The following is a 20985-nucleotide window of genomic DNA, read 5'->3' as shown; positions in this document are numbered from 1 at the left end:
TAAGTAAGCTGCATCCGCCCCCAAAAACGCCCGGGCGAGATTCGCTCGGGCGTTTTTTTGTCTGCAATAAACCGAATGAACAGGAAATCGCCCGTATGTTGGACGCCAATCTTAAAGCTCAGTTGAAGTCATACCTGGAACGGGTCACCCAGCCGATCGAGATCGTCGCCTCCCTAGACGACGGCGCGAAATCCCAGGAAATGCTTGCCCTTTTGCAGGATGTGGTCAGCCTCACCACGCTGATTACCCTGAAAACCGATGGCAACGATGCGCGCAAGCCTTCGTTCTCCATTAACCGCCCGGGTGCCGAGATCAGCCTGCGTTTTGCCGGCATCCCCATGGGCCATGAATTCACTTCGCTGGTGCTGGCCCTGCTGCAAGTCGGTGGCCACCCGTCGAAGGCCAGTGTCGAAGTGATTGAACAGATCCGCGCCCTCAAAGGCGAGTTCAGCTTCGAGACTTACTTCTCGCTGTCCTGCCAGAACTGCCCGGACGTGGTCCAGGCGTTGAACCTGATGGCCGTGCTCAACCCGAACATCCGCCACGTCGCCATCGACGGTGCACTGTTCCAGGCTGAGGTTGATGAACGCCAGGTTATGGCGGTGCCCAGCGTGTACCTCAATGGTGTGAACTTCGGTCAGGGCCGCATGGGCCTGGAAGAGATTCTCGCCAAGCTCGACACCAGCGGCATCGAAAAAGCCGCCGAGAAAATCAGCGCCAAAGAGGCCTTCGATGTGCTCGTCGTCGGCGGCGGCCCAGCCGGTTCGTCGGCTGCGATCTACGCGGCACGCAAAGGTATTCGCACCGGCGTCGCCGCAGAGCGTTTCGGCGGGCAAGTGCTGGACACTATGTCCATCGAGAACTTTATCTCGGTACAGGAAACCGAGGGGCCGAAACTGGCCAGTGCCCTGGAAGCCCACGTGCGTCAGTACGACGTAGACATCATGAACCTGCAGCGCGCCAGTGCCTTGATCCCGGCGAAAAACGCCGGTGACCTGCACGAAATTCGCTTCGAAAGCGGTGCGACCCTCAAGTCCAAGACCGTGATCCTGGCGACCGGCGCTCGCTGGAGAGAAATGGGTGTCCCGGGCGAGCAGGAATACAAGGCCAAGGGCGTGTGCTTCTGCCCCCACTGTGACGGTCCGTTGTTCAAGGGTAAGCGTGTGGCGGTGATCGGCGGGGGTAACTCCGGCGTGGAAGCGGCCATTGACCTGGCCGGTATCGTCAGCCACGTGACCTTGCTCGAGTTCGACAGCAAGTTGCGCGCCGACGCGGTGTTGCAGCGCAAGCTCTACAGCCTGCCGAACGTCGACGTGATCACCAGCGCGCTGACCAGCGAAGTGAAAGGTGATGGTCAGAAAGTCACCGGCCTGGCGTACAAGGACCGGGACAGCGGCGAGTTCAAGACCATCGACCTGGAAGGGATCTTTGTCCAGATCGGCTTGTTGCCCAACACCGACTGGCTCAAAGGCACCGTGGAACTGACGCCGCGTGGCGAGATCATCGTCGATGCCCGTGGCGAGACCTCACTGCCGGGTGTATTTGCTGCCGGTGACGTCACGACCGTGCCCTACAAGCAGATCGTGATTGCGGTGGGCGAGGGTGCCAAGGCTTCCCTGAGTGCGTTCGACCACCTGATTCGAACTTCCGCCCCGGCGTAAGGACGGCCGCGCAAATGAAAAACCCCATGAGCGATCATGGGGTTTTTTCGTTACAGCGGCGCGGGCTGGATAATTTCGACCCAGTACGCATCCGGGTCCTTGATGAACGCCAGGCTCTTCATGCGGCCATCGCTCAGGCGCTTCTGGAAATCGCAGCCCAGGGCTTCGAAGCGCTCGCAGGCGGCGACGATATCCGGCACCGAGATGCAGATATGGCCGAAACCACGCGGGTCGGTATTGCCGTTGTGATAGGCGAAGTCGACGTCGTTTTCGGTGCCGTGGTTGTGGGTCAGTTCCAGGATGCCTGGAATCGACTTCATCCACTGGGTGCGCTCGGCAGCATCGGCCGGGATCTGGGATTTATCGACCAGGGCGAGGAAGTACAGGCTGAACTCGGCTTCCGGGAAGTCGCGTTTTTCAACCAGGGAAAAGCCCAGGACGCGAGTGTAGAAGTCCAGCGACTTGGTAATGTCCTTGACCCGCAGCATGGTGTGGTTGAACACGAAGTCGGCGGTGGCGGTATCAGGTTGGGCAGTGACGCCCGGAAAGGTGTTCAGTTCGTGCAGGCTCATGGGCCCTCCAGAAAAAATGGGGCAAACGCGGCTCTGAAATGTGAGCGGTTCCTTGGCTTGCGGCTGGCATCCGTGCAGCCGGGCCATGATACGCAAGGCTCGGCTCGGTCGCCAGATGAAAAAGCCACGCAGGCCTTGCAGCCTGTCGAGGCTGGGGCTCAAACTTTGGCCATTGAACCTTGGGTGTTTTTTGTAATGACCGAATTTCGTAAACCGTTGTTGAGCATGCTGTGCTTGTGGTTGGGCAGTTCCTGCGTAGTGGCCGCCGAGCCCGAAATTCATTGGCCTAGTGGGTGGCAGGTTGAAGAAGTCGTGGCAGATGACCAGGCACGTGCCAAACCCCAGGCAGTGTCGCGGCAGCGGGCAATCAAGAATGATGAAAACGGTACGACCCTGATGGTCATGGAGTTGACCGGGACGCCCATTGAAGTTGGCCACCAGGTTAATCTTCAAGGCGTACTGCTGGAGATGCGCAAATCCATCCAGAAAGATTTCGCCCAGGGTGGTTATCAAAGCGTGTGCAGCAAGATGCACCCTACAACATTGAGCCGTCTTGAAGCGTTGGAAACTACTTGCGTGATAACCGAGAACGGGCGACACGTGCTCTCGCAAACATTGGTGGGCGCGGTTGATACCGATAAAGCGTATGTTTTTTCATACGCAGGTCAGGCCGAGGCGTACGAAGCAGGCAAGGAAGAAGTCAGTTCGGTGCGCGACAGCCTGAAACTTTAAGTGCGTGAGGCCTGTCGATTTTGAACAAAGTGAAATGTTATTTAAGTTCGATTTCGAACCTATAAAATAAAAAAAGCCCCGCGTCAGCGGGGCTCTTTATAAGTGCAGTACGATCAACCGCGAAGCCAGGAATCTACAGTGGCAGCGCCGTACTGTTCTTTCCAGGCCTTGAGGCCACGGTGGTTGCCGCCTTTGGTTTCGATCAATTCACCGGTGTGCGGGTTCTGGTAAACCTTGACCACACGCGCACGGCGCTGTTTAGGTGCGGCGGCAACAGCGCTGGACTTGCCCGGGTTTGGATCAAGGATGGAAATGATGTCGCGCAGGCCTTTGCCATAGCTCTTCATCAGGGCTTGAAGCTTTTCTTCGAATTCGATTTCTTTCTTCAGGCCAGCATCGTTCTTCAGGGATTCCAGCTGGGCAAGCTGCTCTTGAAGGGCTTTTTCTGCTGCGCGAAATTCGGCGAGTCTGGACAAAATCTGTACTCCAATAGTGTAGTTGGCTGATATCAACTGCAGACAAAGCTATAAGCCAAGCGCTTTAAGGCGACCCAGGAAAGAAGTCATCCCGCGAGTTCTGCACAGGCAGGAAAAATTGTAGTAGTTAATGCGTCACGAGTAAATCATGTCTTTTCTCTAGACCCAACTATTTCAGTGCAGGTAGTGCATGGCTATTCAATGACGCGCCAGCGATTTAATAAATTCATCACAGGGTAAAGGCTTTCCAAACAGGTAACCTTGCAGGAAGTCCACCCCTTGAGCGGCCAAGTATTCACACTGTTCGCGCGTCTCCACACCTTCTGCAACGATGCCCAAGTCGAGCTTGCCAGACAGCGCTATGATGCTGTCCAGAATATGCCCCGATAGTGCATCTGCACCGATCATGGCGACAAAACTCTGGTCGATCTTCAAGTAGTCCACATTGAAGTTGCGTAAGTACCCCAGGCTGGAATGACCGGTGCCAAAATCGTCAATGGCGATCATCACTCCCAATTGATGCAACGCGTCGAACAAGCGTCGGGTAATGTCTGTGGGTTCGATCAGCTCGCGCTCGGTCAACTCGAGCACCAGGGTCACCTGGCCCTCGGGAAAGGCGGCGAGAAACTCGCGGCAGTCCTCCACCAGTGCCAGGTCTTGGCAGTGGCGGGCGGTGATATTCACACCAATATGGAATCCCGGGCTGAAACGCGTGGCATGAGGCGCCAGTTGCGCGGCGGTCTGGCGCAGGAGGGCACGAGTCATCGGCACGATCAGGCCCGAATGCTCGGCGAGGGGGATAAACAGATCGGGTCGCACCAGCCCTTCCTTCGGGTGTTGCCAGCGCATCAGTACTTCGCAGCCCGCCCATTCGCCGGTATCACCGCGTACCACGGGCTGGAAGTACGGAATGAATTCGTTGGCGCCCAATGCCCGATACAGTTCATGGGTCGGAGCCGAAGAGCGTTTTTGCAACCAATTGGCCAGCACCCCAGCCAGCACGCCAAAGAACACCAACAGGCTGAACAACGCCGGGTATCGAGCCTGCATGTAGCGCCAGACTTCGCCGGCAGGCATGCCAGCGTCGACGCTGTAGCGATAACGCGAGGATGCGAGATGATGGTGCGCCACGGCAAATACCGGCACCGCGGTGTCATGCACTGTTCCATCGGCCCCCAGCCAATGGGGCCCTACTTGCAGCACCAGGTCGGCGTAACGGCTGATCAGCCGCAGGGCGTTGGTCAGGTGGTAGCCGTCGATCGACGCAAAAGCGGCCTTGTCACCCTCGACCAGCCGGTACACCAGCAGTGCGGTATCGGGCGTCACCGGGTTGCCATCCATTAACCACAACTTGCCGTCTACATAGTCATCCGGGTTGACCGGTGACGCGTATTGGTCGCCAAACAGCGAGCTGCAGTAGATGTTTCTCTGCCAGGACAAGGTGGTCGCCCGCACGAACGGGCGGCGCGTGACCTGTTCGCGCAACGCCAGCTGTGCGCCGTTATCACACGGCTGCCCTGCCAACGGCAGCAATGCCTGGGCGGCGAGGGCGGTGTTATCGAGCATCAAATCGAATTGGCGCACGGCTTCCTGTGCGGTCTGGGCGGTGCTTTGTTCAAGGGTGCGTTCGGCTTGCCAGTGGAGGATCACCACGCCCAATGCCAGCGGCACCATGGCGCAGAACACGCTGATCAGGTTGCGGGTGGCACGGCTGCGCGGGCCTTGGACGGTCAGGGGCATGGGATGTAAGCCTGTTGCGAGATGAGAGAGGCGTCAGCACGGCAGTCCGGACTTGCCTCGATGATAGTTGGAGTCGCCGCAATAAGCTCGGGATACCTAGCCGTTCGGTCAGTAGGCAGCCTTGCGCACGTTACTTATGATCAAAACGTCGGTTTTTCCAAGGCGGACTCATCATGAAAAGCAAAAGGCTGGCAGCGGCGTTTCTCGCATTCATGGGCATCACCGTCGGGCCTGCCATGGCAGCAGACGGCACCATCACCCTCAGTGGCGATATTGTGGGTAGCACGTGCCCGATTACCGGGGGGACCGGATCAGGGCCGGGCACCGGGGCGAGCTTTCCGGTAGCGCTGGAGAAAGTGCAAGCCTCCGCGCTGAAGGCGGCCGGGGATACTGCCGGCAGCAAGCCTTTTTTCATCTATGTTGGCGGCACGGCATCCCCTTGCGCGGCGTCTACGGTAGCGGTGTTGTTCGAGAGCACCAGCCCTGGGGTCAACCCGCTGACAGGTAACCTGCTCAACACGGCCGCTTCCGGTGCGGCGAATGTCGAGGTGCAGATCATCGATGGGGTCGTGAACCGGCCCATCGACCTGCGGCTGGGCACGACATCCACCCCCGCAATTCCGGACGATGGCATTGCAACGCTGCCATTTGCAGCGCGGTACATCGCTACTGGCGCGGCCGGCAATGGGCCAGTGCAGGCGGCGGTGCAGTACTCCGTGACCTTTCCCTGAGCGAGCCGGGAACAGGAGTGCGCAGCCATGGTGTCTTCGACAAAGGCCCGGCGCTACCTGGGCCTGCTGCTGGCAGTGTTGCTGCCCGGCGAACCGGCGACGGTGGATGCCGGTGTGATCATCAATGGTACGCGCCATATCTACCCTGAGCGCCAGGCTGAGATCACCATCCAGTTGACCAACGAAGACGGCGCCGCGCCACGCCTGGTGCAAGCGTGGGTCGAGCCCGCTGATCGGCGGACCGGGCCGGAAGACAGCCATGTGCCATTCAGCCTCTCGCCGCCGGTGTTTCGTATCGAGGCGGGCAAGGGCCACGCGATGCGACTGGTCTATTCCCGAGAGCCCTTGCCCGAAGACCGCGAAACACTGTTCTGGCTCAATGTACTGGAGGTGCCACCGCGGTTTCACCCATTGCCTACGCTGGGCGACGAGCAAGCCAATCAACTGCGGTTTGCGTTCCGCATCCGCACCAAGGTGTTTTTCCGTCCGGACCGGTTACCAGGGAAGCCTGATGGCGCACCCGGGCAGTTGCGCTGGTCGCTCTACAAGACGGCGGAGGGACGGGGGCTGGAGGTGTATAACCCGTCAGCCTTTCATGTCACGTTCAATGAGGTTGCGCTGGCCTTGGGGCCACGGGCCGATGCCCGCCTGTTGCGCAGCGACACCGGCATGGTTGCGCCGGGCGACACCTTGCGCCTGGCGGTGCACGAAGCCGCCATGCACATCCCGGCCGATGCCCAGGTGCATTTCCAGTACATCAACGACTATGGCGCGTTCTCACCGCCGCAGCGTGCTGCGCTGAGGTTCTGACCGTGAACAGGCAGTCAATGCTTGCCGGGCTGATCAGTGCAGCATTGACGTCGATTGAACACGTGACAGCCGCGGAGCCGGTGTTTGACCTGCAAGCCTTTTCCAGCGAGGGCGCGGCAGTCGATGTGTCTCGGTTCAGTCGCTACGACCTGATCAGCCCTGGCACCCATCTTATGGAGATCATTGTCAACGGCCAGCCCATGGGTCGCCGCGAAGTAACGTTCATGACCCCTGACGCACAAGCCGATGCTGTGCCCTGTGTCGATCGCGACTTGCTGCTGCAACTCGGTGTCGCACCGGAGCGCATCGGCACGCTGCTCACGGCTTCCGAGTGTCCCGCGCTGGAGGATTGGCTGCCCGCGGCGACGAGCCGTGTTGACGCCGCAGCCTTGGAATGGGCAGTGAGCCTGCCCCAGGTGTACGTCAAACAACTCCCCCGTGGCTTTATCGACCCGTCTTATTGGGATGAAGGCATCGACGCCGGCCTGCTCAATTACACCTTCAGCACTACCCGCATGACGGCGGGCGCGGGCACCGATCGCGCTTACCTGGGCCTGAATGCGGGCCTCAACCTCGGCCGCTGGCGCCTGCGGCACCAAGGCGCGCAGGCCTGGGATTCGGCGACCGGCCAGCCGCCCTATCAAAACACCTCGACCTTTGCGCAACGCAGCCTCCCAATGTGGCAGGCGCAGTTGCGCCTCGGCGACAGTTTCAGCAGCGGGCAGATCCTGGAAGGCATACGCGTACGGGGCGTGACCCTGGCCAGCGATGAGCGGATGCTGGCCCCGTCCCTTCAAGGTTATGCGCCCCTGGTGCGTGGCATGGCGGAGGGCAATGCCACCGTGACCATTCGCCAGAATGGCTACACACTCTACGAGACGACGGTGGCGCCAGGTCCGTTCGAGATCAATGACCTGCCAGCCACCGGTTATGGCGGTGACTTGACCGTCAGCGTGACTGAAGTGGATGGGCGCCGGAACACCTTTACGGTACCGTACTCCGCGACCCCGCTGTTATTGCGGGCCGGGGCTCGCCACTATCATGTGAGCCTGGGCCAGGTGAACCAGCTCGGGATGACTGCAGGCATGCCAGCGATGGTGCAGGGTACGCTGGCCCAAGGTGTGGCGGACGGGCTGACGGTATACGGTGGCGGCACCAAGACCCAGGGCTATCACCAGGGCAAATTGGGCGTTGCGCTGAGCACTGCGCTGGGCGTGTTGTCCCTGGAGGCAACCGGCTCCCGTACGCTGCTGGACGGGCAGGGCAACCGCTCGGGGCACAGCCTGGGCCTGGGTTATTACAAAAGCGTGCCGACCTCCGGTACTCACTTCGCACTGGGCATGTACCGCTACTCCACGCCGGGGTATTTCAGTTTGTACGATGCCCTGAGCGCACAGGAAGGCCTGAGAAAAGGCTATGGCGCGGACCGATTGGCCAGGCAGAAAAGTCGCCTCGATCTTAATGTCAGCCAGCAATTGGGCGGCGGCACGTTAACCCTGTCCGGCAGTTCCACCGCCTATTGGCAGCGGCAGCAGGGGCGCCAGACCACCTTTTCAGTGAGCTACGGGGCTACCTGGAAACGCCTGGGCTGGAATGTCTCGATGCAGCGTTCCCGTATCGAAGACACTCGCCTGCGCGACGAGCAGCGACGCAGCCCGAGGGAACACAGCGACGCGCTCTTCTTTGGTGATGTGGGCCAGCGCGGGCGGCTGGACAACCGCATCACCCTGACCTTGTCGATGCCGTTGGGGGCGGGACTGCGCGCCCCCACATTGACCAGCACCCAGCATTGGGACCGTGGCGACCGGCGCGGCAGCCAGCAGCAACTGGGTATCAATGGCCTGCTGGGGGAGGACGCCAGCGCACACTATGGCGTCTGGGCCAGCCGCAGTGCGGCGGCAGGTTCACGGGCCAGCGCAGTGAATGCCTACACTGGCTATCGCGGTGAGGCCGTGGCGATGCGCCTGGGTTATGGCCAATCCAGCCAGGGCGCGCAGCTGGCATTCAGCGCGGATGGCGCGGTGGTCGCTCATCCCGACGGATTGATCCTGTCCCAGAGCCTGGGCGAATCCGCCGCCCTGGTACACGCCCCCAACGCGCAGGGGGCGGCACTCAACAGCGGCAACGCGCATATCGGCGCGGATGGTTATGCGGTGGCGCCCAATCTGCAAGCGTTCCGGCGCAATGTGGTGACGCTCGATCCAAATGGCATGCCCGTGGACGTCGAGCTGCTGGAGTCCAGCCAAAGTGTCGTGCCCACCCTGGGCGCATTGACGCTGTTGCGCTTCAAGGTCGCCAGTGGTCGCGCCGTGATCGTCAAGGCGCGCCGGGACAACGGCCAGCCCTTGCCGTTTGCCGCGCAAGTGTTCGACGAACAAGGGCGCGAAGTCGGGGTAGTAGGGCAGGCCAGCAAGGCGTTTGTCAGGGATATCAGCGATAGCGGTCGGCTCACCGTCCGCTGGAGCGATGCGGTAGATGGACGTTGCGCCATTGTTTACCAATTGCCATCCAGACCTTCCGCCGAGCGCCAGCGCAGCGCGCAGGTGTGGGAGGGGCGATGCGTGGCCATCCCATGAAGTGCCTTGCTACCTGTGGACTGGCGTTGCTATCGACGGCGCTGACGCTGCCAATGGCTCAGGCAGGCGGGGACTGCGATGCCGCCGGCCCGACGGTAATCAACGTGCCCGCCATCGACCCGCTGCCCGCCAACCCCAGGCCCGGGCAGGTACTGGGCAACCCGGATGGCTACACGTTTGACGTTCCCAATGCGATGGTTTGCCGATACGACGATGTGTTCAGTGAGTATTGGAGCTACATATCCCTGAGCAGTGACCTGAACTTCACGGGTAGCTATTTTTTTCACTATGGGGTGCGGATGCCCATTTACCGGACGACGGTGGTGGGTGTTGGAATGGGCATGATTGCCGAAGACCGTGACAACAGGGCGCCCCAGGCGGTCAGTACCGGTATCAGCGTCTTGCATCCACCCATATACCCGGGGCTACCCAGATGGGGCTTGCGGGGCAGGTTGTTCTTCTTTGTCACCGGTACTATCCAGGGCGGCCTTATTGACCCCCGACCGATCGCCCGCTTCGCCGTGCGCTCGGCAACAGGTGAGCACATGATCACCCTGGGCGGCACATTGATCGGGCCGCCGCGCAAACCGACCTGTTCCGTCTCCACACCCAGCCTGGCAATGCGCCTGGGGACGGTGTCGGCGCGTGATTTCAGCGGCATCGGCAGCACCGCCGGAGCCGTCACCGAGACCATCGTGTTGCAATGTGCCGGCGGCACCGGTGCCAGCCTGGATGTGCTGGTGACCCTGACCGACCAGACCGCGCCGGCCAATCGCAGCAATCGCCTGTCTCTCACTGGCGATTCGACGGCCCGGGGCGTGGCCCTGCAGTTGCTGCACCAGGAGCGGCTGCTGAGCTACGGCCCGGACTCCAGCGCAATCGGCACGCCCAACCAGTGGTTGGCGGGCACTACGGATAACGGCACCTTTACCATTCCACTCACTGCACGCTACGTGCAAACGGCTGCACGCATCCAGGCCGGTACGGCCAATGGGCAGGCGACGTTCACCCTGAGTTATCGATGAGTAAGGGCGTGTTACGCTGGACGACGGCGTGTTTCAGTGTGCTGTGGACTGCCATCGCCAGCAGCGATGTGGTGCTGGACCGCACACGCATAATCTACCCCATGGGCACCCGTGAAGTGAGCGTGCAACTGACCAACGAAGCCGACAGCCCGAGGCTGGTCCAGGCCTGGATCGATACCGGTGACGCGCAATTGCCACCGGAATACAGCGATGTGCCGTTCACCCTCACGCCGCCGATCAAGCGCATCGACCCAGGCAAAGGTGCACCGTTGCGTATTGTCTACCAGCCAAGCGAAGCGCCTGTACCGGTTGCCGACCAGGAAGCCCTGTACTGGCTCAACGTGCTGAGTGTTCGACCCACTGCCACCGACGCCACGGGCGGCAATACCTTGCAATGGGCGATTCGGACGCGGATCAAACTGTTCCTGCGGCCGGTGGCGCTTGCCAACGGCGCAGCGGATGCCGCGAGCGGATTGACCTGGCGCCTGGTCGGCGGGCAGCGAACAGTTGTGCAAGTGCACAACCCCAGCGCGTTTCACGTGACCCTGGCGTCGGTGGTACTGGTTGTCGAAGGCGTCGAATACCCACATCACAACCCACCCATGGTCGCACCACGGTCTGCTACCCAACTGTCCTTCGACGCGCCCCTGAAGGCGCCATCCGGCGCTGCCAGCCTGCGCTTCAGTACCGTGGATGACAGCGGAGCGCTGCGCCATCACCGCCAGCCGCTATAACGGTCAGCCCTTTCAACGTCTTTCATTAATGGCGAACACTGCAACTGTGGCTCGCCACAGGGTACTTATCGCCTGTTCTGCCTAAAGACCTTGAAAAGGCCGGCTATGACGGTGCGACAGGTGCGAAGTCCAGGCCCTGTGCCACACGAATAAACGCCAGTGTGGCAGGGGACGCCTGGCGGCGATCCAGTACTGCCAGGCCGATCGAACGGGTAATGGCCGGTGCCAGTGGGCGCGCCACATAACACGGGTCGGGTGTGACCGGTAGGGAACCCTGGGCCACCACGCTGACGCCATCGCCACGGCTCACCGCTTCCAGCGTGCTGAGCAGTTGCGCGTAACGGTAACGCACATTCGGCGTCAGCCGGGCGCTGACGAACAGGCGCGAGACCAGCTCCGACGAACCGGCCTCGGTCAGGATAAAGGGCGCCTCGCACAGGTCTTCAAGGCGCAGGGCAGGCTGCTCTGCCAGAGGATGGCTGGCCGGCAACAGCGCGACCATCTGATCGGTGAACAACGCGAAGGTGTCGAACCGCTCCTGCTCCAGCACCACGAAGCCCACGTCGATGCGCCGCTCATCCAGCCATTGGATGACCTGGCGGTCCGGGCCTTCATCGACATGCACCTCAATGTCAGGGTAGGCCTGGCGAAACGGCCGAAGGATCTGCGGCAACAGCCGATTGGACGACGTTGGCCCGAAGGAGCCGATACGCAGCGTGCCGCGCTTCAAGCCTCGGGCATCGGCGGCCTCCTGCTCCAGGGTGTTGGCCAGGCCAAGCATGGCGCGGGCGCGCAACAGCAACTGTTCGCCAATGTCGGTCAACGCCACATGGGCTTGATGACGACGGAACAACTCCACCCCCAACGCCTGTTCCAGGCCCTTGATGGCATGGGACACCGCCGATTGGCTGATACCCAGGCGGTTGGCGGCATGGGTAAAGCCTTGCAGCTCCGCGACCAGGGAGAAAATTTCCAGTTGGGTCAGGGTCATGAGTGTTTACTCATTTTACGATGATCAGGTATTGGGCAGACACTAGGCTAACCCGTCCAGCGCCAGAGCAATACCCCGATGAAACCTTCCACCGATTGTTTGACCTACCTGAAGCTCGCTGCCGTCTCCATGATCTGGGGCGGCACCTTTGCCGCCGGGCGTTATTTGTCCGGTGCCTTCGACCCGCTGCTGGCGGCCAGCCTGCGTTTTGTGCTGGCCAGCGTCGCGCTGTTGCTGTTCATGGCGTTTGCGCGCATTCCCCTGGCCCGTCCAAACCTGCCGCAGTTGGGGCGGCTGGCAGTGCTGGGATTTTTCGGCATCTTTTTCTACAACCTGTGCTTTTTCTATGGCTTGCAGTACATCGGCGCGTCGCGGGCGTCGCTGATCGTTGCCTTGAACCCAGCGGTGATTGGCATGGCATCCTGCCTGTTATTCAAGGAGCGCCTGGGGCCTGGCAAGGCGCTGGGAATCGCGTTGTGCCTGGCGGGCGCGGCGGTTGTCATCGTCAACCGCGACCCACGGGGGCTGCAGGGTGCGACCGACGCCTGGCGCGGCGATCTGCTGATCGCCGGCTGCGTGGCGGGGTGGGGCATCTATTCGCTGGGTGCACGCGCACTTAACCAGAGCCTGGGCCCCTTGCAGACCGTCACCTGGTCGGTGTTGCTGGGAACGCTGATGCTCACGGCCACCACGCTGCTGAGCGGACGGCTCACCCTGGTTGCGCTCACTGCCATCCACCTGCCGCAGTTGTACAGCCTGCTTTACCTCGGCGTGCTGGGCTCGGCCCTGGCGTATATCGGCTATTACGATGGCATCCGGCGTATCGGCGCGACCCGCAGCGGCGTGTTCATCGCGCTCAATCCGCTGACGGCGGTGATCTGTGGCGCCGTGCTGCTGGACGAGCCGTTCACCCTGCCCATGCTGCTGGGTGGGGCGGTCATCCTGGCGGGCATCTACCTGTGCAATAAACCCCTTGCACGGGTGCGGGTAATGGGGATTTGATAAGAGTACGGACAAACGCGGTTACGCTGTGTAGAATCGATTTACGCATACAAGAATATGGGCTTGCGCTCACGCAAGCCTAAGCCGTCAGAGACCGATGACATCATGAAGCTACTCGGCTCCCCCCTCATCTTTGGTGACTTCCTCGCCCGCAGTGTGCGAGGTCTTTCCTGTGCGCCGCCCGTGCTCCCCATCCTTGCTGGCAATTGAAACCTTCAAAACACAAGAATGATGAGGCGCCAAATCATGGCAGATCTATACGAAAACCCAATGGGCCTGATGGGCTTTGAATTCATCGAATTCGCGTCGCCGACGCCAGGCACCCTGGAGCCGATCTTCGAGATCATGGGCTTCACCAAGGTCGCGACCCACCGTTCCAAGAACGTGCACCTGTATCGCCAGGGCGAGATCAACCTGATCCTCAATAACGAACCCAACAGCATCGCTTCCTACTTCGCGGCCGAACACGGCCCGTCGGTGTGCGGCATGGCGTTCCGCGTCAAGGACTCGCAAAAAGCCTACAACCGCGCGCTGGAACTGGGCGCCCAGCCGATCCACATCGAAACCGGCCCGATGGAGCTGAACCTGCCAGCCATCAAGGGTATCGGCGGCGCGCCGCTGTACCTGATCGACCGTTTCGGCGAAGGCAGCTCGATCTACGACATCGACTTCGTCTACCTCGAAGGCGTGGAGCGCAACCCAGTGGGTGCGGGGCTGAAGGTCATCGACCATCTCACCCACAACGTGTATCGCGGCCGCATGGTCTATTGGGCGAACTTCTACGAGAAGCTGTTCAATTTCCGTGAAGCGCGTTACTTCGATATCAAGGGCGAGTACACCGGCCTGACGTCCAAGGCCATGAGCGCGCCGGATGGCATGATCCGCATCCCACTGAACGAAGAGTCGTCCAAGGGCGCCGGCCAGATCGAAGAGTTCCTGATGCAGTTCAACGGCGAGGGCATCCAGCACGTGGCGTTCCTCACCGACGACCTGGTCAAGACCTGGGACGCGTTGAAGAAAATCGGCATGCGTTTCATGACCGCGCCGCCAGACACCTACTACGAAATGCTCGAAGGCCGCCTGCCCAACCATGGCGAACCGGTGGATCAACTGCAGGCACGCGGCATTCTGCTGGACGGTTCCTCGGTCGAAGGCGACAAGCGCCTGCTGCTGCAGATCTTCTCGGAAACCCTCATGGGGCCGGTGTTCTTCGAGTTCATCCAGCGTAAAGGCGATGATGGCTTTGGCGAGGGCAACTTCAAGGCGTTGTTCGAGTCGATCGAACGCGACCAGGTGCGTCGTGGTGTACTGACCACCGACTAACGCACACAAAAAAGCCCGGCCGAGGGTAACCTGGCCGGGCTTTTTGCTGCCTGCCGATCAGGCTTTGCGCTGGCGTACCAGGTGTTTGAAGCCTTCGAACACCAGCACCATCACCGCCAGCCAGATCGGGATGTAGGTCAACCATTCGCCGCCCTTGATCCCTTCACCCAGGATCAACGCCACCCCCAGCAACAGCACCGGCTCAACGTAGCTGAGCAGCCCGAACAGGCTGAACGCCAGCAAGCGGCTGGCGATGATGTAGCTCACCAGCGCCGAAGCGCTGATCAGGCCCAGCATCGGAATCAGCGCGTACAGCTTGGGGTGCGCATCCAGCACCGCAAAGCCTTGCTCGCCGCTTTGCACAAACCACCAGGCCACCGGCAGCATCAACGCCATGTCCAGCCAGAGGCCGCCCAGGTGGTCGGTCTTGAGGTACTTGCGCACGATGAAATAGACCGGATAGCCGATGATCACCACCAGCGTGGCCCAGGAAAACCCGCCAGCCTGGTACAACTCGTTGAGCACCCCCAGGCCTGCAAAAAAGACGGCGATCTGTTGCAAGTACGACAATTGTTCGCCCCATACCAGGCGGCCGGTCAGGACCATGGTCAGCGGCAACAGGAAGTAACCCACCGACACATCCAGGCTGCGCCCATTCAGCGGTGCCCACATGAACAGCCACAGCTGCACGCCCAGCAGGGCGGAAGACACCAGCACACCACCAATCAATGCGGGCCTGGCAGCCAGCATCCGCAGCAGCTCCCACACTCGTCGCCATTCGCCACTGACCATCATGAACACCGTCATGCACGGCACGGTGAGCAACATGCGCCAGCCGAAAATCTCCAGGCCACTCAAGGGCGTGAGTAGCGACGTGAAGTAATACATCACGGCAAACAATACCGAGGCCAAGACCGATAACACGACACCTTTAGACACGCTGTCCTCGCGAAAAAACATTGATACGAAAAGAGGGGGATTTAAGCAGGGGATTATGGTGCTTTTACTACGAGAGGGTTGCGCTGTTTTGGGGCATTTTTTAGCAAATTTTCGCGTTAGTCCGCTGCGGGGGCGGGCTAACTGTGGCGAGCGGGCTTGCCCCGCGTTGGAATGCGCAGCGCTCCCAGCTTTTTTGGGGCGGCTACGCAACCCAACGCGGGACAAGCCCGCTCGCCACAATACTGTGTTCTGCTCAATAACAGGGTTACCGGCTTAAGCGCGCGCCACGCGCCCCGACACGAAGTGCCCGACATCATTGAACCCCGGCGTCGACGAATGCCCCGGCGTCACCAGCGAATCGATGAACGCTTCATCCTCCGCCGTGATCTTCACCTCCAACGCTCCAAGGTAGGCATCCCATTGCGCCTCGGTGCGTGGCCCGACAATCGCCGAGCTCACCGCCGAATTGTTCAATACCCACGCAATCGCAAACTCCACGATTCCCACGCCACGCCCTTGGGTGTATTGCTGGATCTGCTGGGCGATGCGTAGCGATTCGACGCGCCATTCGGTTTCCAGGATGCGTTTGTCCTGGCGCGCCGCACGGCTGCCGGCCTCGGGGGTGACGTCCGGCGCGTATTTGCCACTGAGCACGCCACGGGCCAATGGGCTGTAAGGCACCACGCCCAGGCCGTAGGCGGCTGCGGCAGTGATCTGCTCGACTTCGGCCTGGCGATTGACGATGTTGTACAGCGGTTGGCTGATGATCGGCTTGTCGACACCCAGGCGTTCGGCCACGCGAATCACCTCGGCAATGCGCCAGCCGCGATAGTTCGACAGGCCCCAGTAGCGGATCTTGCCCTGGCGGATCAGGTCTCCAATCGCCGCCACCGTCACTTCCAGCGGGGTGTTGTGGTCTTCACGGTGCAGGTAGTAGATGTCCAGGTAATCGGTATCGAGCCGGGTCAGGCTGGCTTCCAGTGCGTTGAACATGCGCTTGCGGCTCAAGCCGCTGCGGTTGGGCAAACCGTCCACCGGGCCGATGCCGACCTTGGACGCCACCACCCAATCCTGGCGATTGCGCACGATGGCTTCGCCGACGATTTCCTCGGAACGTCCGCCGGTGTAGACGTCTGCCGTGTCGATGAAATTGATGCCCTGGTCCCAGGCCTTGTCGATGATGCGCAGCGAGTCCTCGGTGTTGGTCTGTTCGCCAAACATCATGGTGCCCAGGGTCAAGGCGCTGACCTTCAACCCGGAATGGCCCAATGTGCGGTAAATCATGGATAACTCCTCAAGGCGGGGAAACGTGCCCCATGCAATACCAGACTCAGCGGCTCTGGGACAAGCCCTGGGCGCGTTTCTTCATGGGCTCAGCAGGGTCTTGCAGCGCGCTTGTAAAAAACGATGCAGCACCTTCACCCGTTCCGATACTTGAAGACGGTGAGGGCACATCAGGTTGAACGGCGTCGGCTCGCCTTGCCAATCCGGCAGCAACGGCACCAGCCGTCCGGCCTGGATGTCCTGGGCGATATCCAGGTTGGCTTTGTAGGCGATGCCGTGACCGGCCAACGCCCAGCGCCGCACGATTTCACCGTCATCGCTCAAGTAATCGCCCGAGACTTCAACCTCCTGCAGCAGCGCGCCCTGGCGAAAATACCAAGTGTTGTTGGCCCGTCCCTGACGCATGTAGCGCAGCGCGTTGTGCTGCGCCAGATCAGCCGGAACCCGGGGAGTGCCGTGACGCGCCAGGTAATCCGGGCTGGCGCAGGGGATGCGGTGGTGGTCAGGCACCACTGGCAGCGCGACCAGGCTGGAATCCCGGGGGACGCCAAAGCGCAAGGCGATGTCCACGGTGTCGCGGAACAGGTCAGCGTTGCTGTCGTTGAGCAGCAATTGCAGGCGAATGTTCGGGTGTTCGAGCTTGAACGCATCCAGCCAGCCCAGCAGCACATTGCGCCCGAAGTCCGAGGGCGCTGCCAGTTGCAGCAAACCGCTGAGGCTCTGGCCCTGCTGCTTGATCGCCTGTTCGCCCTCGGACAGCGCTTCCAGCGCTACGCGCACGCTCTCCAGGTAGCGGCGACCTTCTTCGGTCAGGCGCATGCTGCGGGTGGAGCGCGCCAGCAGGCGAATGCCCAGGCGGGTTTCCAGGCGCTTGAGGGCGATACTCGCGGCAGCCGGGGTCAAGCCGAGGCCGCGGGCGGCTGCAGACAGGCTTCCGGTGTCGGCGGTGCGCACGAAGACTTCAAGGTCGAGGGTCGAGCTCATTTGTAAAAATCCTTTAAAGATCTTGTCGTTTTACCGGGATTTTTCGCTGATTGCCAAGCTGTGAAGATGAACGCTCACTTTCTTAATTCAGGAATTTCCCCATGACTTCTTCCCTCAACGGCAAAACCGTCATCGTGATTGGCGGCAGCAGCGGAATCGGCGCGGCCGTGGCCAAGGCCGCTGCTGCGCGCGGGGCGCAGGTGGTGTTGGCCGGGCGGCGTTTGACCAGCGGCGTGGAAAACGGCCTGCGCAGCGAACCGGTGGACGTCACCGACGCAGGGTCCTTGCAACAATTGTTCGAACGCGTGGGGCGGTTCGATCACCTGGTCTACACCTCAGGGCCCACCGTGCGTGCCAAGACCTTGATCGAAACCGATCTGAGCGAGGCCCAGGACAACTTCAACGTAAAACTCTGGGGCTCGCTGCGGGCGATCCAACTGGCGCTGCCGTTCCTGGATGAGCACGGCAGCATCAGCCTGACCTCTGGGCAACTGGGACGTAAATTGGCGCCAGGCCAGTTCATCAAGACCGGCATCAACGCCGCCACCGAAGCGCTGGGCAAACAGTTGGCGAAGGAGTTGGCACCGCGCCGGGTCAACGTGGTCAGCCCAGGGGTGATCGATACACCGGCGTATGCCGGGCTTGCAGAGGCGCAGCGCCTGGCGATGTTTGCCAAGGCCGGCGCCGCGCTGCCGGTCGGGCGAGTAGGGCAAGCAGAGGAAGTGGCGGCGGGGTATGTGCTGGCCATGGAAAATGGCTTTATGACCGGCGCCGTGATCGATATCGACGGCGGTGGTCTGCTCTGATTGCCGCAGCGACCTAAGCCTTCAGGGTACGCGTCATCCGCAACGCCAATACGCTACCGGCGACAATCACCGCCGCCAGCAAGTACAGCGCCACATCCGTGGACCCGGTGGCATCCTTCACAAAGCCCACGATGTAGGGGCTGAGGAAGCCGGCCATCTGGCCCATGGAGTTGATCAACGCCAGGCCGCCTGCCGCCGCGCCCGCACTGAGCATGGCGGTGGGCACCGGCCAGAACATCGGCAGGCCGGTCAGCGCACCCATGGTCGCGATGGTCAGGCCGAGGATCGCAATCGCCGGCGTGGTGGCGAAGTTCACCGCAATCACCAGGCCAATAGCGCCCATCAACATCGGTACCACCAAGTGCCAGCGGCGCTCCTTGCGCAAGTCGGCGGAGCGACCCACCAGCAGCATGAACACCGCGGCCAGCAGGTAGGGGATTGCACTGAGCCAGCCGATCACCAGGTTATCGCTGAACCCCAGGTTCTTGATGATCGACGGCAGCCAGAAATTGATGGCGTACACGCCGCTCTGGATGCAGAAGTAGATCAGGCCGAACGCCCAAATTGCCGGGTTCTTGAACACTTCGGCCAGCGAATCAGTGGTGGTTTTCGGCTTGTTGGCCAGATCGGTCGCCTGGTCGGCTTCCAGCACCGCGCGTTCGTGGGGCTTGAGCCACTTGGCGTGGGCAAAGCTGTCGCTGAGCAGGAAGTAGGCGAGGGCGCCCAGGATCACGGTCGGAATGCCTTGCAGCAGGAACATCCACTGCCAGCCGGCCAAGCCGCCCTGGCCGGCAGCAAAGTGGTTGAGGATCCAGCCGGAGAACGGGCTGCCGAGCAAACCGGAGACCGGAATGGCCGACATGAACAGCGCCATGATCCGCCCACGGCGGAAGGTCGGGAACCATTGCGAGAGGTACAGCACCACGCCGGGGAAGAAGCCCGCTTCAGCGGCACCGGTGAACAGGCGCAGGGTGTAGAAGTGCGTCGGTGTGGTGACGAACAGCAGGCAGGTGGACAGCGTGCCCCAGACGATCATCATCAACGCAATCCAGCGGCGTGGACCGAATTTGGTCAACGCCAGGTTGCTCGGCACACCGCACAGCACGTAGCCGATAAAGAAGATCCCGGCACCGAGGCCGTACACGGTTTCGCTGAATTTCAACGCGTCGAGCATTTGCAGCTTGGCAAAGCCGACGTTTACCCGGTCGAGGTAGTTGAACAGATAGCAGATGAAAATGAAGGGGATCAGGCGCAGGGTAATGCGCTTGTAGATGGCGTTTTTATCGTCATCGGTGGCCAGTGTGGCTGCGGCGCTCTGTGACATGGGAGTCTCTCTTTATTATGATTTTTCGCGATGCGAGGGTAACGTTGATCGCCTGAAGAGTCTCGGCCCTCCGGCGGGCCGCTGTCTTTGTGCTTGCGCACAGCGAACCCTGCTTTGCGCTGTGCCGATGAACAACCACCCATTCAAGGAATTTAGCCGCATGTTCGAGCTGGATCATGACCTGGCGCAGGATATCGTCGATCGGACCATGGCGATCCTGCCCCACAACGTCAACGTCATGGACAGCCAGGGCCTGATTCTCGGCAGCGGCGAACCCGAACGTATCAACACCCGCCATGAAGGCGCGCAACTGGTGCTCGCCAATGGCCGTGTGGTGGAAATCGATGGCCAGACCGCCAAGCACCTCAAGGGCGTGCAACCGGGCATCAACCTGCCGCTGCTGCATGACGGGCGCCTGATCGGCGTGCTGGGCATCACAGGCGAGCCGGAAGGCCTGCGCACCTACGCCGAGCTGGTACGTATGACCGCCGAGATGCTGGTGAGCCACCGCCACCAGCAGGCCGAGCAACAGTGGCGGCGCCAGCGTTGCGATGACCTGCTGGCCCTGCTGCTGGCAGAAAGCGGCGACTCGCCACGGCTGGTGGACGAAGCCCAGCAACTGGGGCTCAAGCCGCAGATGGCGCGCACGCCGTATCTGTTCGAGCTCGGTACGGGGCAATCGGCAGAGGCGTTGGGTAGCTGGCTGACTTCGCGTTATCCGGACAGTTGGTGTGTCAGCTCGGCGCAGTACTCGTTGTTGTGGTGCCGTCCGGCCGCGGTGCCGGTCGACAACCCACGCCTGCTGGAAAAACTCGAAGGCCTTGGCTGGAGCATCCTGCGCGTCGCCGTGGGCGGGCAAGCGGATGGGCTGGCGGGGCTGCGCCGCTGCTACCGGCGCGTCGGTGATTTGCTCGCTTACGGTCGCGATGTGCTACCGCAGTCACGCCTGCTCACGCTCAACCGCTATCGCCTGCCAGTGATGCTCTGGCGCCATCGCAACGACGACGCCCTCGATGAACTGCTCAACCCGCTGCGCAAAGTGTTGGCCAAGGACGGCAATGGTCAACTACTGGCCACGCTGCGCAGTTGGTGCGAACACGACGGGCAAAGCCAGGCCTGCGCCGACGCCCTGGGTATTCACCGCAACAGCCTGCGCTACCGCATGGAGCGCATCGCTGAACTCAGTGGCGTCGACCCGCTGACCCTGGATGGCATGCTCGCCCTTTACCTGGGTGTACAGCTGCTGCCCCAGCCTTTGTCGGAATGAACAACAAA

19 protein-coding genes are annotated in these 20985 nt (G+C 61.4%); 11 read left to right on the top strand and 8 right to left on the bottom strand.

Features of this window, described 5'->3' with window-relative positions:
- Window positions 1–95: 95 nt before the first annotated feature.
- Window positions 96–1661: an alkyl hydroperoxide reductase subunit F gene (gene ahpF, locus ACZ445_RS15205; RefSeq protein WP_071488244.1), complete on the top strand. Its 1566-nt coding sequence runs from the start codon at window positions 96–98 to the stop codon at window positions 1659–1661.
- A gap of 50 nt (window positions 1662–1711) precedes the next feature.
- Here the strand turns inward: ahpF and gloA are convergent, their stop codons facing one another.
- Window positions 1712–2233, bottom strand: coding sequence for a lactoylglutathione lyase (gloA, locus tag ACZ445_RS15200; RefSeq protein WP_464707198.1), 522 nt, complete (start codon window positions 2231–2233; stop codon window positions 1712–1714).
- 195 nt (window positions 2234–2428) lie between these two features.
- Between gloA and ACZ445_RS15195 the strand changes: the two genes are divergently transcribed.
- Window positions 2429–2965 carry a DUF4946 domain-containing protein gene (locus tag ACZ445_RS15195; protein ID WP_058425834.1) on the top strand — a complete coding sequence of 179 codons (537 nt, stop codon included), beginning with the start codon at window positions 2429–2431 and terminating at the stop codon, window positions 2963–2965.
- Between the two features lie 113 nt (window positions 2966–3078).
- Here ACZ445_RS15195 and ACZ445_RS15190 read toward each other — a convergent pair whose 3' ends face one another.
- On the bottom strand, window positions 3079–3441 hold the full coding sequence (locus ACZ445_RS15190) for a histone-like nucleoid-structuring protein, MvaT/MvaU family (protein WP_058425835.1): 363 nt from the start codon (window positions 3439–3441) through the stop codon (window positions 3079–3081).
- 198 nt (window positions 3442–3639) lie between these two features.
- The gene (locus ACZ445_RS15185) at window positions 3640–5181 is read right to left on the bottom strand and encodes an EAL domain-containing protein (RefSeq protein WP_310863044.1); all 1542 of its coding nucleotides are present in this window, start codon (window positions 5179–5181) and stop codon (window positions 3640–3642) included.
- 173 nt (window positions 5182–5354) lie between these two features.
- Between ACZ445_RS15185 and ACZ445_RS15180 the strand changes: the two genes are divergently transcribed.
- The 5 genes from ACZ445_RS15180 to ACZ445_RS15160 are packed head-to-tail and all read left to right on the top strand — an operon-like array spanning window position 5355 to window position 11057.
- On the top strand, window positions 5355–5912 hold the full coding sequence (locus ACZ445_RS15180) for a fimbrial protein (protein ID WP_058425837.1): 558 nt from the start codon (window positions 5355–5357) through the stop codon (window positions 5910–5912).
- Between the two features lie 27 nt (window positions 5913–5939).
- Window positions 5940–6722: a fimbrial biogenesis chaperone gene (locus ACZ445_RS15175; RefSeq protein WP_058425838.1), complete on the top strand. Its 783-nt coding sequence runs from the start codon at window positions 5940–5942 to the stop codon at window positions 6720–6722.
- 2 nt (window positions 6723–6724) lie between these two features.
- Complete coding sequence (locus tag ACZ445_RS15170; RefSeq protein ID WP_147467365.1) at window positions 6725–9298, top strand: fimbria/pilus outer membrane usher protein; 2574 nt, start codon at window positions 6725–6727, stop codon at window positions 9296–9298.
- A complete protein-coding gene (locus tag ACZ445_RS15165; protein ID WP_160329171.1) occupies window positions 9295–10323 on the top strand; it encodes a fimbrial protein in 1029 nt (342 codons plus the stop codon). Before ACZ445_RS15170 ends, ACZ445_RS15165 begins: the two co-directional genes overlap by 4 nt.
- Window positions 10320–11057 carry a fimbrial biogenesis chaperone gene (locus tag ACZ445_RS15160; RefSeq protein WP_179028750.1) on the top strand — a complete coding sequence of 246 codons (738 nt, stop codon included), beginning with the start codon at window positions 10320–10322 and terminating at the stop codon, window positions 11055–11057. The genes ACZ445_RS15165 and ACZ445_RS15160 overlap by 4 nt, the downstream gene beginning before the upstream one ends.
- Window positions 11058–11160: 103 nt before the next feature.
- On the opposite strand, the gene ACZ445_RS15155 is transcribed toward ACZ445_RS15160, so the two are convergent.
- Complete coding sequence (locus ACZ445_RS15155) at window positions 11161–12048, bottom strand: LysR family transcriptional regulator (protein WP_179030334.1); 888 nt, start codon at window positions 12046–12048, stop codon at window positions 11161–11163.
- A gap of 78 nt (window positions 12049–12126) precedes the next feature.
- On the opposite strand from ACZ445_RS15155, the gene ACZ445_RS15150 reads away from it, so the two are divergent.
- Together ACZ445_RS15150 and hppD are read left to right on the top strand one after the other, a co-directional pair.
- Complete coding sequence (locus tag ACZ445_RS15150) at window positions 12127–13050, top strand: DMT family transporter (RefSeq protein WP_058425842.1); 924 nt, start codon at window positions 12127–12129, stop codon at window positions 13048–13050.
- A 246-nt stretch (window positions 13051–13296) separates the two neighbouring features.
- Window positions 13297–14373, top strand: a complete 1077-nt coding sequence (hppD, locus tag ACZ445_RS15145) for a 4-hydroxyphenylpyruvate dioxygenase (protein ID WP_058425843.1) — start codon at window positions 13297–13299, stop codon at window positions 14371–14373.
- Window positions 14374–14430: 57 nt separating this feature from the next.
- Here hppD and rarD read toward each other — a convergent pair whose 3' ends face one another.
- The 3 genes from rarD to ACZ445_RS15130 form a co-directional block, all read right to left on the bottom strand.
- Window positions 14431–15312: an EamA family transporter RarD gene (gene rarD, locus ACZ445_RS15140; protein ID WP_464707197.1), complete on the bottom strand. Its 882-nt coding sequence runs from the start codon at window positions 15310–15312 to the stop codon at window positions 14431–14433.
- Window positions 15313–15585: 273 nt separating this feature from the next.
- Entirely contained in the window at window positions 15586–16596 is a 1011-nt protein-coding gene (locus ACZ445_RS15135) for an aldo/keto reductase (protein ID WP_464707195.1), read from the bottom strand.
- A gap of 81 nt (window positions 16597–16677) precedes the next feature.
- Entirely contained in the window at window positions 16678–17580 is a 903-nt protein-coding gene (locus ACZ445_RS15130) for a LysR family transcriptional regulator (RefSeq protein ID WP_310863048.1), read from the bottom strand.
- A gap of 101 nt (window positions 17581–17681) precedes the next feature.
- On the opposite strand from ACZ445_RS15130, the gene ACZ445_RS15125 reads away from it, so the two are divergent.
- Complete coding sequence (locus ACZ445_RS15125) at window positions 17682–18386, top strand: SDR family oxidoreductase (RefSeq protein WP_464707194.1); 705 nt, start codon at window positions 17682–17684, stop codon at window positions 18384–18386.
- Window positions 18387–18399: 13 nt separating this feature from the next.
- On the opposite strand, the gene ACZ445_RS15120 is transcribed toward ACZ445_RS15125, so the two are convergent.
- The gene (locus ACZ445_RS15120; RefSeq protein WP_058425847.1) at window positions 18400–19710 is read right to left on the bottom strand and encodes an MFS transporter; all 1311 of its coding nucleotides are present in this window, start codon (window positions 19708–19710) and stop codon (window positions 18400–18402) included.
- 160 nt (window positions 19711–19870) lie between these two features.
- Between ACZ445_RS15120 and ACZ445_RS15115 the strand changes: the two genes are divergently transcribed.
- Complete coding sequence (locus ACZ445_RS15115) at window positions 19871–20977, top strand: sugar diacid recognition domain-containing protein (RefSeq protein ID WP_179029534.1); 1107 nt, start codon at window positions 19871–19873, stop codon at window positions 20975–20977.
- The last annotated feature ends 8 nt before the right edge of the window (window positions 20978–20985 follow it).

This window comes from Pseudomonas allii, assembly GCF_055380095.1.
Note: the sequence above shows the minus strand (reverse complement) of the source record. Positions and strands in the feature narration are given on the sequence as shown.